17 protein-coding genes and 1 riboswitch are annotated in these 12,796 nt (G+C 47.1%); of the genes, 3 read left to right on the forward strand and 14 right to left on the reverse strand.

Annotated features, from left to right (window positions below):
* Window positions 1-10: 10 nt before the first annotated feature.
* The 11 genes from MHI30_RS17465 to MHI30_RS17515 all read right to left on the reverse strand — a co-directional run bounded on the left by MHI30_RS17465 (window position 11) and on the right by MHI30_RS17515 (window position 9,909).
* Complete coding sequence (locus MHI30_RS17465) at window positions 11-679, reverse strand: methionine ABC transporter permease (RefSeq protein ID WP_003185053.1); 669 nt, start codon at window positions 677-679, stop codon at window positions 11-13.
* Window positions 672-1,697 (reverse strand): methionine ABC transporter ATP-binding protein MetN, encoded by a 1,026-nt coding sequence (metN, locus tag MHI30_RS17470; RefSeq protein WP_075751332.1) that lies wholly within the window; start codon window positions 1,695-1,697, stop codon window positions 672-674. Before metN ends, MHI30_RS17465 begins: the two co-directional genes overlap by 8 nt.
* A 116-nt stretch (window positions 1,698-1,813) precedes the next feature.
* Window positions 1,814-1,921: riboswitch (SAM riboswitch) on the reverse strand.
* 183 nt (window positions 1,922-2,104) lie between these two features.
* Window positions 2,105-2,452 carry an SCP2 sterol-binding domain-containing protein gene (locus MHI30_RS17475; protein WP_003185057.1) on the reverse strand — a complete coding sequence of 116 codons (348 nt, stop codon included), beginning with the start codon at window positions 2,450-2,452 and terminating at the stop codon, window positions 2,105-2,107.
* 121 nt (window positions 2,453-2,573) lie between these two features.
* Entirely contained in the window at window positions 2,574-2,882 is a 309-nt protein-coding gene (locus tag MHI30_RS17480; RefSeq protein WP_075751333.1) for a thioredoxin family protein, read from the reverse strand.
* 25 nt (window positions 2,883-2,907) lie between these two features.
* The gene (locus tag MHI30_RS17485) at window positions 2,908-3,252 is read right to left on the reverse strand and encodes a toprim domain-containing protein (protein ID WP_020452877.1); all 345 of its coding nucleotides are present in this window, start codon (window positions 3,250-3,252) and stop codon (window positions 2,908-2,910) included.
* A 61-nt stretch (window positions 3,253-3,313) separates the two neighbouring features.
* The gene (locus MHI30_RS17490; RefSeq protein ID WP_020452878.1) at window positions 3,314-3,550 is read right to left on the reverse strand and encodes a YusG family protein; all 237 of its coding nucleotides are present in this window, start codon (window positions 3,548-3,550) and stop codon (window positions 3,314-3,316) included.
* A gap of 60 nt (window positions 3,551-3,610) precedes the next feature.
* The gene (gene gcvH / locus MHI30_RS17495; protein WP_020452879.1) at window positions 3,611-3,994 is read right to left on the reverse strand and encodes a glycine cleavage system protein GcvH; all 384 of its coding nucleotides are present in this window, start codon (window positions 3,992-3,994) and stop codon (window positions 3,611-3,613) included.
* 61 nt (window positions 3,995-4,055) lie between these two features.
* Entirely contained in the window at window positions 4,056-4,412 is a 357-nt protein-coding gene (locus tag MHI30_RS17500) for an arsenate reductase family protein (RefSeq protein WP_003185068.1), read from the reverse strand.
* A gap of 115 nt (window positions 4,413-4,527) precedes the next feature.
* Window positions 4,528-6,312: an acyl-CoA dehydrogenase family protein gene (locus tag MHI30_RS17505; RefSeq protein ID WP_075751334.1), complete on the reverse strand. Its 1,785-nt coding sequence runs from the start codon at window positions 6,310-6,312 to the stop codon at window positions 4,528-4,530.
* Between the two features lie 19 nt (window positions 6,313-6,331).
* Window positions 6,332-7,507 carry an acetyl-CoA C-acetyltransferase gene (locus MHI30_RS17510; protein WP_075751335.1) on the reverse strand — a complete coding sequence of 392 codons (1,176 nt, stop codon included), beginning with the start codon at window positions 7,505-7,507 and terminating at the stop codon, window positions 6,332-6,334.
* 11 nt (window positions 7,508-7,518) lie between these two features.
* On the reverse strand, window positions 7,519-9,909 hold the full coding sequence (locus MHI30_RS17515) for a 3-hydroxyacyl-CoA dehydrogenase/enoyl-CoA hydratase family protein (RefSeq protein WP_075751336.1): 2,391 nt from the start codon (window positions 9,907-9,909) through the stop codon (window positions 7,519-7,521).
* A 209-nt stretch (window positions 9,910-10,118) separates the two neighbouring features.
* On the opposite strand from MHI30_RS17515, the gene MHI30_RS17520 reads away from it, so the two are divergent.
* The 3 genes from MHI30_RS17520 (at window position 10,119) to MHI30_RS17530 (ending at window position 10,960) form a co-directional block, all read left to right on the forward strand.
* Entirely contained in the window at window positions 10,119-10,280 is a 162-nt protein-coding gene (locus tag MHI30_RS17520) for a YuzL family protein (protein ID WP_075213790.1), read from the forward strand.
* A 76-nt stretch (window positions 10,281-10,356) separates the two neighbouring features.
* A complete protein-coding gene (locus MHI30_RS17525) occupies window positions 10,357-10,608 on the forward strand; it encodes a hypothetical protein (RefSeq protein ID WP_075751337.1) in 252 nt (83 codons plus the stop codon).
* Between the two features lie 10 nt (window positions 10,609-10,618).
* Window positions 10,619-10,960, forward strand: coding sequence for a spore coat protein (locus tag MHI30_RS17530; protein WP_009329552.1), 342 nt, complete (start codon window positions 10,619-10,621; stop codon window positions 10,958-10,960).
* 29 nt (window positions 10,961-10,989) lie between these two features.
* Here the strand turns inward: MHI30_RS17530 and MHI30_RS17535 are convergent, their stop codons facing one another.
* Genes MHI30_RS17535 through MHI30_RS17545 form a run of 3 tightly spaced genes read right to left on the reverse strand, consistent with a single transcriptional unit; the run spans window position 10,990 to window position 12,793 of the window.
* Window positions 10,990-11,241 (reverse strand): YusU family protein, encoded by a 252-nt coding sequence (locus tag MHI30_RS17535; RefSeq protein ID WP_075751338.1) that lies wholly within the window; start codon window positions 11,239-11,241, stop codon window positions 10,990-10,992.
* On the reverse strand, window positions 11,242-11,982 hold the full coding sequence (locus MHI30_RS17540) for an IucA/IucC family C-terminal-domain containing protein (protein WP_075751339.1): 741 nt from the start codon (window positions 11,980-11,982) through the stop codon (window positions 11,242-11,244).
* The gene (locus tag MHI30_RS17545; RefSeq protein ID WP_020452888.1) at window positions 11,975-12,793 is read right to left on the reverse strand and encodes an ABC transporter ATP-binding protein; all 819 of its coding nucleotides are present in this window, start codon (window positions 12,791-12,793) and stop codon (window positions 11,975-11,977) included. The genes MHI30_RS17540 and MHI30_RS17545 overlap by 8 nt, the downstream gene beginning before the upstream one ends.
* Between the last annotated feature and the right edge of the window lie 3 nt (window positions 12,794-12,796).

Raw genomic sequence — 12,796 nt, forward strand, 5'->3', positions numbered from 1 at the left:
GATGTCCTCCCTAACGTTTGTCTAATTTATTTGTTATAAAATCCCCGATAAACTGGATGATGAACACAATAGCTAAGATGAAAATAGTGGCGATCAGTATAATATCGGGATTGTTCATCTGAAAACCGTTTACATAGGCAAGGTTCCCGAGTCCGCCTGACCCGATTGCTCCGGCCATCGCCGTCGAACCGATCAGTGCAATCGCCGTAACCGTAATGCCAGAGATCAAGGCCGGCATCGATTCGGGCAGGAGCACTTTAAATATGATCGTCGATGTTTTGGCTCCCATCGATTTCGCCGCTTCAATCACGCCCTTATCAACTTCGCGCAAAGCGATTTCAACCAGGCGGGCATAGAAGGGAGCGGATGCGATAATCAAAGCCGGAAGTGCGGCATTCGGTCCCAGGATCGTGTTCATTAAAAACTTTGTGAAACCGAGCAGCAAAATAATCAATATGATAAAAGGAATAGACCTGAACACATTGACGATTGCCGAGATGACACCGTTCACGACCCGATTCTGCCAAATGTTTCCTTTTGAAGTCAAATACAGCAGCATACCGAGAATCACTCCGATGATAAAAGCAAACAATAGGGAAATTCCTGTCATATATATCGTTTCATACGTTGCTTCCCACAGCTGCTCCATATCTACGTTTGGAAACAGTTTTTCAAACATTCGTGATCACCTCTGCTTCTACCTGGCGGCTCTTGATGAAATCGACCACGTCATTGACCTCGTTTTCACGTCCGTCGACATGTATGAACAATGAACCGTATGCACCGTCCTGAGTCTGCGAGATTTTGCCTTGAAGGATGTTGACTTCAACATCGAACTTCCGAATGATCTGCGTGATCAGCGGCGATTCGGCCGCTTCGCCGACGAAAGTGAGCTTGATCGTCCGCCCGGATGTCGTTTCTTCGAGGAAATGCTTCAGCGTTTCCTTTGTTTCCACCGGTTCTGTTACCTGCTGAACAAAGCGCTTTGTCATTTCTTCCTTCGGCTTGATGAAGACGTTCAGTACATCGCCTTCTTCTACGACCTTTCCGTTTTCCATGACGGCCACTCTGTGGCAGATTTTCCTGATGACATGCATTTCATGAGTGATCAGGACAATGGTCAGTCCGAGCCTTTCATTGATATCGGACAGAAGACCCAGAATCGAATCAGTCGTCTGCGGATCAAGCGCTGATGTCGCTTCATCGCATAACAGAACTTTCGGATTGTTTGCGAGCGCCCGTGCGATGCCGACGCGCTGCTTTTGGCCTCCGCTCAGCTGTGAAGGGTAGGCGTTTTCCTTGCCTTCAAGACCGACAAGCTTAATCAGTTCAGCGACTCTTTCCAGACGTTTTGCTTTGCTGACACCGGCGATCTCCAGCGGAAACGCAATATTGTCGCGCACCGTTCTCGACCATAACAGGTTGAAATGCTGGAAAATCACGCTGATTTCCTGCCTTGCTTTCCTCAGCTTCTTCCCTTTGATCTCGCTGATTTTTCTGCCGGCTACTTCAACCGTGCCTGAAGTCGGCTGTTCAAGTCCGTTCAAGAGACGGATCAAGGAGCTTTTTCCGGCTCCGCTATATCCAATAATTCCGAAGATTTCACCTTTTTTAATCGTAAGGGTGACATCTTGGACAGCATTGACATCTCCATGCTTTGACCGATAAATCTTTGAAACATTTTGAAGATTTATCAAAAGCCATCACCTGCTTTCTTGCTCAATTCTCATAGTTGTCTAAATTCCTGATCAATCAACGAAAAAAGCCTTTCTGCACACATGAGCAGAAAGGCTTTGGAAAAGTCTGGGCCTTTCTCTCATCTTTCAAAGCATAACGCTTCGCGTGAATTGGCACCATTTCAACACGTGTTGATGGTTGCCGGGTTTCATAGGGCACTTCCCTCCACCTCTCTGGATAAGAGAAACATATATTTATTTTTTGATTATTATGATCGGAATTCTTAAAGTAGGATATCATGCGAAAAAATAGTTGTCAACTATTTTTCGTAAGACAATCGTCCTACGGCGAAAAGAGACGAGCGTAAACGCCCGTCCCTGTCTGACTAATACACGGAATGTGCCGATTTTTTGAATTTTTAAAAAGTCTATGAATAAAGATCGCTGTTTTTAAAGAAGCCGTCCGTCAGCCATAAAATCGCTTCAAGCTTCAATAAAGCTCTAAAAGAGCCTTTTACTTTAACAGTGCCGCGCTGTACGAGATGCTGCAATGAAATGTCGCCATGAAGAAGGTCAATAATCTCGCTTTGCTCTCCAAAAAAGGTCAAATGAGCTTTTTCTACAGGAGAATATTTTTCCATTTCCCCTTTTTCGTTGATTGCTAACGTAAAAGCTTCTTTCTCTCCTTGAAACGTAATCAGCAAAGCCGTTGTAGATAATAGAGGTTTTAAAAAAAGAGCCTTGCCCTCTCTTTCTATCAATCCCATTTTCTCCAACTGTATAACCTCCTGTAAATTGGTCATACTTACAGATTCTCTGTCTGCTGCAGGAGTTCCTTTAGGAATTGCTCGACAAGTTTTTGCTGGTTATTTCCCGAGAAATATGTCAAAACCGCCCTTAATCCACAACATTTTGTTTAATCGTATCATATAAGTAGGAAACGGAGTGAAAAGCGTATTCTTTTTTGACGACTCGCCCTTTTTTGTAAAGGATAAAACACGGGACGCTTTCTATTTCCTGCTGTTTGGCAAATGACGGGGAGTAATTGAGATTGTTTTTATAAAAAGGAATGTCCTTCATCATTTCATCAACGACCTCCAGCATTCTTCCGGCCAGCTGACACGTTCCGCAGAACGGCGTGTATACATATAGAAGACAGGTCTCATGTTCAAGCCGTGTCAGCTCTTTTTCTTGAAGTTCTTGCATCTGTTAAACCGCACCTCAATACGTTTTATAATAAATATTTTGTATGTACCCGGATGTTTGAACGAAATAATACTTCTGCAACATGCTGACTCGGGGCGGAAGCGACTTCTTTGTATACCCTATCGATGTATAGATGCGAAGCTTGGGGGAGCTCCCTCATCAGCTGACGGCGGAGCTTTTCCCCTGATTCATCGGCATCCACCAGGATATAAACGTCTTTATCAAACAGCGTCTCGGCGAATTCATCGAGTTTTGCCTGGCTGATCGTTCCGTTTGTGCAAATGATGTCCACGGGCTCTTCGATGACATGCTTCACTTTTTGCTTATCTGATTTCCCTTCGACGATCATGACTTTTTCATTTTCCGGCATATGATCACCTTTAATGATTTACTTGTAAAAAAAGGCAGTGAATATTCACCGCCTGACTCGATTAACACCAGCCTTGGTGGTCATCACAGTCTACATATTTAGCATCCGGACCGCTTACGGTATCCGCCGTTTTGTAAAATCTTTCGTCTTGGAATGAATATCCAGATTTCAACTCGTATTGATCCTTGCCGGTCATTCGGCCGATCAGCTCATTCTCATGGTACAGCTGCATTCCGCCGTTTTTCAATCGGCTTTCCACATGTTCTGTAATATCAATACGTTCTTTTTTCAGCGTCAATTTGGACACCCCCTCTTGATATAGAGTATCCAAACGACACATGGCTATCCTGAATAATCCTTAGTCTTCTTTTATCATGTCCTCATATTGCTCGGCTGTCATCAGATTTTCGATTTCAGAAGCATCTGACGGCTCGACGATAATCATCCATGCCTTTTCATACGGAGACTCGTTGACGAATTCAGGGCTGTCTTCCAGATCTTCGTTCACTTCGACCACTTTTCCGTTGATCGGGGCATACAGCTCAGAAACGGTCTTTACGGATTCAACGCTGCCAAAAGGCTCGTCCGCTTTGATTTCGTCTCCCACTTCAGGAAGCTCGACAAATACGATGTCTCCAAGTTCGGATTGGGCGAAGTCTGTAATGCCGATTCTGACTTTATCTCCTTCTGTTTTCACCCATTCGTGTTCTTCTGAATAACGCAACTCTTTCGGTGTGCTCATGCTAACCCCTCCATAAAGTGTTTTAATCGATCCTACATTGAAGATATCATATTTTGATGTGTTATAACCAGTATGTCTTAAACTGATCTTCTTTAAAACCGACCGTTACTTTACTGCCGTCTGTCGTAATCGGGCGTTTGATCAGCATACCGTCCGAAGCCAGCAGTTCCAGCTGCTCATCTTCAGACATGCTTTGCAGCTTGTCTTTTAAACCGAGTTCGCGGTATTTTTGGCCGCTCGTGTTGAAAAACTTCTTCAATTCAAGCCCGCTTTTCTCGTAGAGTTCTTTCAGTTTTTCCTTGCTTGGCGGCTGTTCTGCGATATGTATCCCATTGATTTCTTTGCCGTGGTCTTCAAGCCATTTTTTCGCTTTGCGGCATGTCCCGCATTTCGGATACCAGTAAAAATCCAAAGCCATACATACACCCCTCTCATTTAATCGAGGTAATTTTAACACAGATCGAATGAAAAACCTAAAACCGTGCTCGATTCTATAACAGCTTAAAAGCCCCGCCTAAAGCAGGGCTTTTCGTTTAAACGATATATTTCTCAGCTTCAAAGACTCCCTTGGCTGCCTGGCGCTTTTTCTCAATGACGTTGACAGGCGTAAAGCGCGTCAATTTGCGGAGCGCGGACAGCATCATGCGCAGCGAATCGCCTGATTCCATCGCAATGAGCGACTCCTTGGCATGGCTTTCAATTTCCTGAAAAGCTTCCTGCGCAAAAATCTGTGTATAGAGAATTTTCTGGGCGTTTTTGTCTTCGCCGGTTGCCTGGATGGCTTTTTCAGTACGCAAAATAGCTGCTTCCATCGCGTAGACCTGGCTGACAATGTCGGCGATGTTAACGAGGATTTCCTGCTCATGGTCGAGCGCTTTTCCGTATTTTTGCGCGGCGAGTCCCGCGATCATGAGCGCGGTCTTTTTGGCGTTTCTCAGCAGATACTTTTCCTGTTCGAGAACGCCGTCACCTGGTTCTTCAGGCATGAGCATCATCAGTTCTTCCTGAAGCGCCTTTGCTTTCCCAAACAGAGGAAGCTCGCCTTTCATCGCTTTTTTCAAGTAGGTGCCCGGGACGATGAGACGATTGATTTCGTTTGTGCCTTCAAAAATCCGGTTGATCCGTGAATCGCGGTAAGCCCGCTCCACTTCGTATTCCTGCATGAATCCGTAACCGCCATGGATTTGGACGCCTTCATCAACGATATAATCAAGCGTTTCAGATCCGAATACTTTGTTAAGGGAGCATTCGATTGCATATTCAGCGATCGATTTTGCGACCTGGCGCCCGTCTTTTTGCTCTTCTTCGCTCAAGGTGCCCATTTTGTCTTCAAACAGCCCGACCGTACGATAGACAGAGCTTTCCATCGCATAAAGTTTGGCTGACATATTGGCGATTTTTTCCCCGATTAAGCTGAACTTTGAGATCGGCGTCTTAAATTGCTGGCGCTGATTGGCGTATGAAGCGGACAGCTCGATGACCCGTTTGGAAGCGCCGATTGTCCCGACAGCGAGCTTATAGCGGCCGATATTTAAAATATTGAAGGCGATGACATGCCCTTTTCCCGGTTCGCCTAAAAGGTTTTCTTTCGGAACTTGAACCTGGTCTAAGATGAGCGTGCGGGTCGAAGAGCCTTTGATGCCCATCTTTTTCTCTTCAGGCCCTGTGGAAACACCTGCGTAATCTTTTTCCACAATGAAGGCCGAAAAATGTTCGCCGTCTATTTTCGCATAGACGATGAAAACATCGGCAAAAGCTGAGTTTGTAATCCATTGCTTTTCACCGTTTAATATATAGTGGGTTCCCGCCTCATTCAAAACGGCCGTTGTTTTTGCCCCTAATGCATCAGATCCGGAGCCCGGCTCTGTTAAGGCATAGGCTGCAAATTTTTCCCCTGTTGCAAGGGACGGCAGATACTTTTTCTTTTGCTCCTCGGTTCCGAAAAATACGATCGGAAGCGTGCCGATCCCTACGTGCGCCCCGTACGATAACGAAAAGCTCCCCGCTCTTGAAAATTTTTCGGTGATTAACGCCGAGCTGATTTTATCAAGTCCGAGTCCGCCATACTCCTCAGGAACGTCAGCACCGAGAAGCCCGAGTTCGCCGGCTTTTTTCAGAAGCCTGACAGAGTGTTCGAAATTGTGCTCTTCAATTTCGTCGATGTATGGCAAAACATCTCCGAGAATATAATCTTCAGTCGTTTTGGCGATCATTTTATGTTCATCCGTGAAATCTTCCGGTGTAAACAGCTGATCAGCCGTCACCTCTTCGATCAGAAAGGCTCCGCCTTTTTTCATATGATCTTTTGTTTGTTCCATTGTTCCATCCCCCTTGTGATTAAACTAATTCGAATACCCCTGCTGCTCCCATGCCTCCGCCGATGCACATCGTCACAACGCCGAATTGCTCGCTTCTCCGCCGCATTTCGTGGATCAATGTCAGCGTCAGCTTTGTTCCCGTGCAGCCGAGCGGATGTCCGAGCGCAATCGCTCCGCCGTTGACATTGACTTTCTCTTCATCGATTCCAAGCGACCTGATAACCTGGATCGCTTGCGATGCAAACGCCTCATTTAATTCGAATAAACCGATATCCGACAGCTCAAGTCCCGCCATCTTCAGCGCCCTTGGGACTGCTTCCACAGGGCCGATGCCCATCACTTCCGGCGGAACGCCGCCGACTGCGAACGAACGAAATTTTGCGAGGGGCTTTAACCCGAGTGCGTCCGCTTTTTCTCTGTCCATGATCATCACTGCGGCAGCCCCGTCGCTCGTCTGCGAGGAATTCCCTGCCGTAACCGAGCCGTTTGCCGAAAACGCCGGTTTCAACGTTGACAGAACGTCTTTGGTTGTCCCCGGGCGTACACCTTCATCGGCAGAGAAAGTAAACGTCCGCTCCTTCAGGTTATGATGTTCATCCACTTCTCTGACGGTGACGTCCACCGGGACGATTTCATCTTCGAACTTTCCTTCCGCGATCGCCTTGGCTGCTTTTTGATGGCTGTTGACGGCAAATGCATCTTGGTCCTCCCTGGAAACGCCGTATTTGACGGCAACCTGTTCAGCTGTATGGCCCATTCCCATATAATATTCAGGAGCCGTTTCCGCCAGAGCCGCGTTCGGTCTGACGATATGACCCATCATCGGCACGATGCTCATCGATTCGGCGCCGCCTGCAATGATCGTGTCAGCAGCTCCAAGCATGATTTTTTCGGCCCCGTAAGCGATTGATTGAAGTCCTGATGAACAATATCTGTTGATCGTAACGGCCGGAACTGTGTGCGGCAGACCGGCAAGCGCGCCGATATTGCGCGCCATATTCAAGCCTTGTTCGGCTTCCGGCGTAGCGCAGCCGATGATTAAATCATCGATATTCCCTTCATAACCGCCCGCTCTTTTCAGCGTCTCTCTCACCGCATATGCGCCTAAATCATCGGGACGGACAGTCCTCAATGAGCCTTTTTTTGCTTTTCCGATCGGGGTTCTCGCCCCCGATACAATAACTGCCTCTTTCATTATTTTCCCTCCTAATTACGCAAAGGTTTGCCTTTCACAAGCATATGCTGCATTCTCGCCTGCGATTTCGGTTCGCTCACAAGGCTCAGAAACGCTTCTCTTTCCAAATTGAGCAAGTATTCTTCCGTTACTTCGGCGCCGAATGGAACTCGGCCGCCCGCGATGACAAACGCCAGTTTTTTCGCAATCTTCATGTCGTGTTCAGAGATGGCGCCGGAAAGTTTTAACGATTCAGCACCGAGCAGGAGCGCCGCATAGCCGGTTTCGCCCGTCACCGGAACTTTCTCTTTCACCGGCGGACGGTAGCCGCTTTCGGAAAGCGTCAGGACGAGTTTTTTAGCATCGTATAACAAGTGATCCTGGTTGATGCTGATTTGATCCTCTGCGGTTAAGATGTTCAGCTCTTTCGCTTCTTGAGCCGAAGTCGACGTTTTTGCAAGGGCAATTGTCTCAAACGTCTTGATGGCGGCCTCCTGGATGTCCGGTTTAACGCCTTCAGGCAGCCCCTTCAAGTAGTTTAAATAAAGCTCTTTATTGCCTCCGCCGCCCGGAATCAGACCGACGCCTGTTTCAACGAGGCCCATGTATGACTCGCTTGAAGCTTGAACACGGGCTGCAGGCAGACAAAGCTCAGTCCCACCACCAAGCGTCATTCCGAACGGAGCGGCGACGACCGGCCTGGTACTGTATTTCACTTTCATCATCGTCTCCTGGAACTGACGGATGATCATGTCAATTTCCATATAGTTGTCGTCTTGAGCTTCCATCAGCATCATCGCAAGATTGGCTCCGACACAGAAATTTTTGCCCTGGTTGCCGATCACAAGTCCTTTATAATTGGCGTCTACTTCCTCAAGAGCGAATTTCAGCATTTGGATGATATCGAAGCCGATTGCATTGCTTTTCGAATGAAATTCGAGCAGTGCAACATCATCGCCTAAATCGATCAAACTTGCCCCGCTGTTTTTCTTGATGACGCCTTTTGTTTCTTTGAGTGATGACAAATGGATCGTTTTCTTGTTTTCTTGAAGCGCCCTGTATTCGCCGCTTTCAAAACAGTAATAGAACGTCTTTCCGTTTTCCTTAATGTAGAAGGTCTCATGTCCTTTTGCGAGCATTTCCTTCACCCAGTCCGCGACTTTCCAGCCCTCAGCTTCAAGCTTTTGCACCGCGTTTTTCACACCGATGCTGTCCCACATTTCAAACGGCCCTTCCGACCAGCCGAACCCCCATTTCATCGCCTGATCAATCGCCGTTATGCTGTCAGCGATTTCCCCTGTCAGCTCAGCCGAATAGACAAGCGTCGGAGCTGTCATGTTCCAAAGAAGGCTTCCCGCTCTGTCATCTGAATAAATAAGCGCTTTCAATCTCGCTCCTGTGCCTTTCATTTGCTTGGCCGCTTCAAGTCCCGATGTTTTTAATGTTTGGCGTTTGCTGTAGGTCATCGTCATCGGATCGAGCTCAAGGATGTCTTTTCCTTCTTTTTTGTAAAAACCTTGTTTCGCTTTGCTTCCGATCCAGCCTTTTTCGAGCATTTGTTCAATAAATTCAGGCAGCCGGAAAACGTTTTTTTCTTCATCAGTGACTTGGTTATAAACATTTTTGGCAACGTGCGAAAATGTATCAAGCCCGACGACATCGAGCGTTCTGAAAGTTGCGCTTTTCGGGCGCCCGATCAGCGGACCTGTAATCGAATCGACTTCGCCTATCGTGTAGCCGCCTTTCAGCATTTCCTGAACCGTCACAAGCAAGCCATAGGTTCCGATGCGGTTGGCGATAAAGTTTGGTGTGTCTTTCGCTTCAACAACCCCTTTGCCAAGGACGTCTTCGCCGAATTTCTTCATAAAAGCCAGCACTTCGGGATCCGTTTCGTCAATCGGAATCACCTCAAGCAGCTTTAAATAGCGGGCCGGGTTAAAAAAGTGCGTTCCTAAAAAGTGCTTTTTGAAATCAGCGGACCTTCCCTCCGCCATCTGCCTGACGGAGATGCCTGATGTATTGCTGCTGACGATGCTTCCGTGTTTTCTGTATTGATCGACCTTTGAAAACACTTGCTTCTTGATCTCCAGTTTTTCGACAACAACTTCAATAATCCAGTCGGCATCTTTAATTTTTTCAAAATCGTCTTCCATGTTCCCTGTGGTGATACGGCTGATATTCTTCTTCGAAGTCAGCGGAGCCGGTTTTTGCTTTAGCAGCTTTTGTACGGCTGACTGTGCCAGCCGGTTGCGCACATCCGGGTCTTCAAGGGTGCGGCCTTTTTTTCTTTCCTCATCTGTTAATTCACGCGGCACCATATCGAGCAGTAACACAGGAATCCCGATATTGGCTAAGTGAGCCGCGATTCCGGAACCCATTACACCGGAACCGATAACGGCGGCTTTACGAATATGCTTGACCATGAAAAGATCCTCCTCCGCTTTGAATGAATACTCATTCATTTTTGCTCCAAAAAAATAAACTCTCCTGTCTTCTTTCATCTTAAAAGATTTTGGAAGCGAGTTCAATAACTTGGTGCAAAATTTCTGAAATTTTTTCAGCGGGTATTATTTTGCCGCGGTTACATGTTTCCCCGCTTTTGGGACAAACCAATAGAGAGGAGGTGAAGGCCTTGGTACGTGAAAGAAAAAATCCATCCTCTGCCGCAGTCAGCGCCGCAAGCATAAAAGGCAATGCAGGTCCGGATTATAAAAAGGCGAATGCGGGCGGAAAACGAACAAGCCAAAACCAGCAATATAAAAAGCATAATATGGATGTTCCTGAAGATCACTAAGCCCCCTTTAAGCATCCGGTATAAATTTCCGATGTGTTAGGAAATCTAAAAATAAACGCTAAAAGGAGGCAGACGCATGCAGCAACAGCAAGGAATGACAACACCGCCGCCGGTCATTTCAACAAAGGATCATCTGTATTTGACGGATATGCTGAACTGGAACTTGCTCGCGATGAAAAAAGCACATTTTATGGCGGAGCAGTGCCAGGATCAGTCTCTTAAAACAGAACTCGACAGGGTCGGCCAAATGCACCATCACCATTACAATGTGATATTGGAGCAGCTTCGTCAAAATCAAACGCAAAACCCGTCAGCATACATGCAATAGGAGGTCAATGATGAATCAGCAAAACCAACAGAAAATCGGCAATCAGGAAACTCCTGTCCCGAAAACGAGCGCGATGAATGACAGGGATTTTGTCAACGAACTGCTGACAACTGAAAAATACATGACGGCAGCATACTCGACAGCGCTTAATGAATTAAGCCATGAATCGCTTTACCAGGCTGTTCAGCCGCTGTTTAACGAGGCGCAAAACGTTCAGCGCAGATTGTACCAGGTGATGTTTCAAAACGGATGGTACAAGGTGGAGGCAGAAGATGCTCAGAAAATCCAGCAGTCTTATCAGCAGTTCCATTCTACATTGCAAGACCAGTCGCCATATCAGCAAAACCAATAAACAAAAAATAAGCAGAGGAGTCTCCCTGCTTATTTTTTTTGATTAGCCGCACGGTGCGCTTCATTTCGTTCTTTAATCTGGCGGATGACTTCTTTTATCTCCTGCTTCGCATCCGGATAAGCTCCGTTCCAATGCTTGGCGAGGGACGGCATGCTTTTGGCGATATGGCTGTAGATGATCCACATCTTCACCTGTTCTTTCAGTTCTTCGTCCGTTTTGCCTAAAAGCAGCTCCGTATATTTCTCAACAAGTCCGTCCAGCTGCTCCTTTAGTTTTTCCACTCACGACACCCTTTCTTTACGTTTATTTCTCGGGCATGTCCTGCATTTGACGCCGTTTTTGTCTGTTGCATAATACAGACAGCAAGTCGTGCGTGTCCGATCCTCCGCGTGCTGTCCGTGATAAAACCTTTTGAGAGGGTTTTCGTCAGCCCCTTCTTCAAAAAGGCCGGGCTCAGCTTCATAAAGAAGAAAATGAAAATCTTGCGCCGCCCGCGCCTTGAGCTTCGGATCTTCCAGAAGCGTGTCATACATCCAATACAGATAAACCGCAATATTTTCCCAAAGAATATGCTTTGAAATCGAAAATGTCCGCCGACAGGCTGCGATCAGGGCGCCAAGATGGCGCCTGAAGATATCCTCGGTCAATTTTTTCAGTTCTTCGGTGCGATCCGCTTCGATAAGCTCAGCACCTTTGTGAAAATAAAACGACGGCGTCCACCCTTGATCATCGGCTTCTATCTCCCATGACACGGAAGCGGGAGCGGCTGGCAAGCGTTTTCCGCAAACCGTAAACAGATAGAAATGCAGCGCAGCAAGCATCCCGCTGCGCTTGACGAGCATTGAAGCCGCAACTTTTTGATTCGGAGCGTTCAGCCAGTCTTTCATATCTTCTACATAACGTTCTAAAAAATCCTCATCAAGAAGCATGTTTCCTTTAACAGAGAATAAGGAGCCGGTCTGCTTCGTTCCAAGGCGAAAACGAAGAAATGACTCAAGCTCCTCTTTTGTTAAATTAAGCATGGGACTGAACCACCTGCTGGACGATGCATCTTCCTCTTCCGTACGGGATGCAGTGCGGGGTGCCGAAAAGCGGATCTTTCGTCACTTCGCAGTCCATTTCAAAAACGTCCTGCACAAGCTTGCAGTTGATAATGGATTCAGGCCGGCCTTCGGCATATATCTTTTTGTCTTTAATCGCGACGAGGTGGTGGGCGTAGCGGCAGGCGAGGTTCAAATCGTGCAGCACCATCACGATCGTGCGCTTTTCGTGTTCATTTAATTCAAACAAAAGGTCCAGAATTTCAATTTGATGCGTCATATCCAAATATGTCGTCGGTTCATCCAGTAAAATGATATCCGTTTCCTGAGCGAGCGTCATCGCGATCCAGGCGCGCTGCCGCTGGCCTCCGGACAAGGAATCGACTGTGCGCTCGGCCAGTTCTTCCATTCTTGTCGCTTTCAAAGCCTTTTGCACGGCCTCTTCATCTTCCGCCGACCATTGCTTCAGCCAGTTTTGATAAGGATACCGCCCCTGCTTAACGAGCTGGAGAACGGTCAGGCCTTCCGGAGCCGAAGGGCCTTGAGGCAGAATGGCCAGCTCCTTTGCCACTTCTTTCGTCGGAAGTTTGGCGATGGAACTTCCTTCGAGAAGCACTGAACCGCCCTTTGGCTTCATCAAACGTGCGAGAGACCGAAGGAGAGTCGACTTACCGCAGCCGTTGCTGCCGATAAATACGGTGATTTCACCTTTTGGGATCGTTAAGTTTAACTCATCAATAATGATTGTTTCTCCATAACCTAAGCTTAACGTTTCTGTTGAAATGGCACTCATAAA

The sequence above is a fragment of the Bacillus sp. FSL L8-0528 genome (genome assembly GCF_038593085.1).
In the GTDB taxonomy this organism is placed as follows: domain Bacteria; phylum Bacillota; class Bacilli; order Bacillales; family Bacillaceae; genus Bacillus; species Bacillus paralicheniformis.

Bases quoted from the DNA above. Each gene is read 5' to 3' on its own strand.
- MHI30_RS17465 (WP_003185053.1), bottom strand. From the start codon at position 679: ATGTTTGAAAAACTGTTTCCAAACGTAGATATGGAGCAGCTGTGGGAA.
- MHI30_RS17480 (WP_075751333.1), bottom strand. From the start codon at position 2,882: ATGCAAGAACTTCAAGAAAAAGAGCTGACACGGCTTGAACATGAGACC.
- MHI30_RS17485 (WP_020452877.1), bottom strand. From the start codon at position 3,252: ATGCCGGAAAATGAAAAAGTCATGATCGTCGAAGGGAAATCAGATAAG.
- gcvH (WP_020452879.1), bottom strand. From the start codon at position 3,994: ATGAGCACACCGAAAGAGTTGCGTTATTCAGAAGAACACGAATGGGTG.
- MHI30_RS17500 (WP_003185068.1), bottom strand. From the start codon at position 4,412: ATGGCTTTGGATTTTTACTGGTATCCGAAATGCGGGACATGCCGCAAA.
- MHI30_RS17505 (WP_075751334.1), bottom strand. From the start codon at position 6,312: ATGGAACAAACAAAAGATCATATGAAAAAAGGCGGAGCCTTTCTGATC.
- MHI30_RS17510 (WP_075751335.1), bottom strand. From the start codon at position 7,507: ATGAAAGAGGCAGTTATTGTATCGGGGGCGAGAACCCCGATCGGAAAA.
- MHI30_RS17515 (WP_075751336.1), bottom strand. From the start codon at position 9,909: ATGGTCAAGCATATTCGTAAAGCCGCCGTTATCGGTTCCGGTGTAATG.
- MHI30_RS17525 (WP_075751337.1), top strand. From the start codon at position 10,357: ATGCAGCAACAGCAAGGAATGACAACACCGCCGCCGGTCATTTCAACA.
- MHI30_RS17530 (WP_009329552.1), top strand. From the start codon at position 10,619: ATGAATCAGCAAAACCAACAGAAAATCGGCAATCAGGAAACTCCTGTC.
- MHI30_RS17540 (WP_075751339.1), bottom strand. From the start codon at position 11,982: ATGCTTAATTTAACAAAAGAGGAGCTTGAGTCATTTCTTCGTTTTCGC.
- MHI30_RS17545 (WP_020452888.1), bottom strand. From the start codon at position 12,793: ATGAGTGCCATTTCAACAGAAACGTTAAGCTTAGGTTATGGAGAAACA.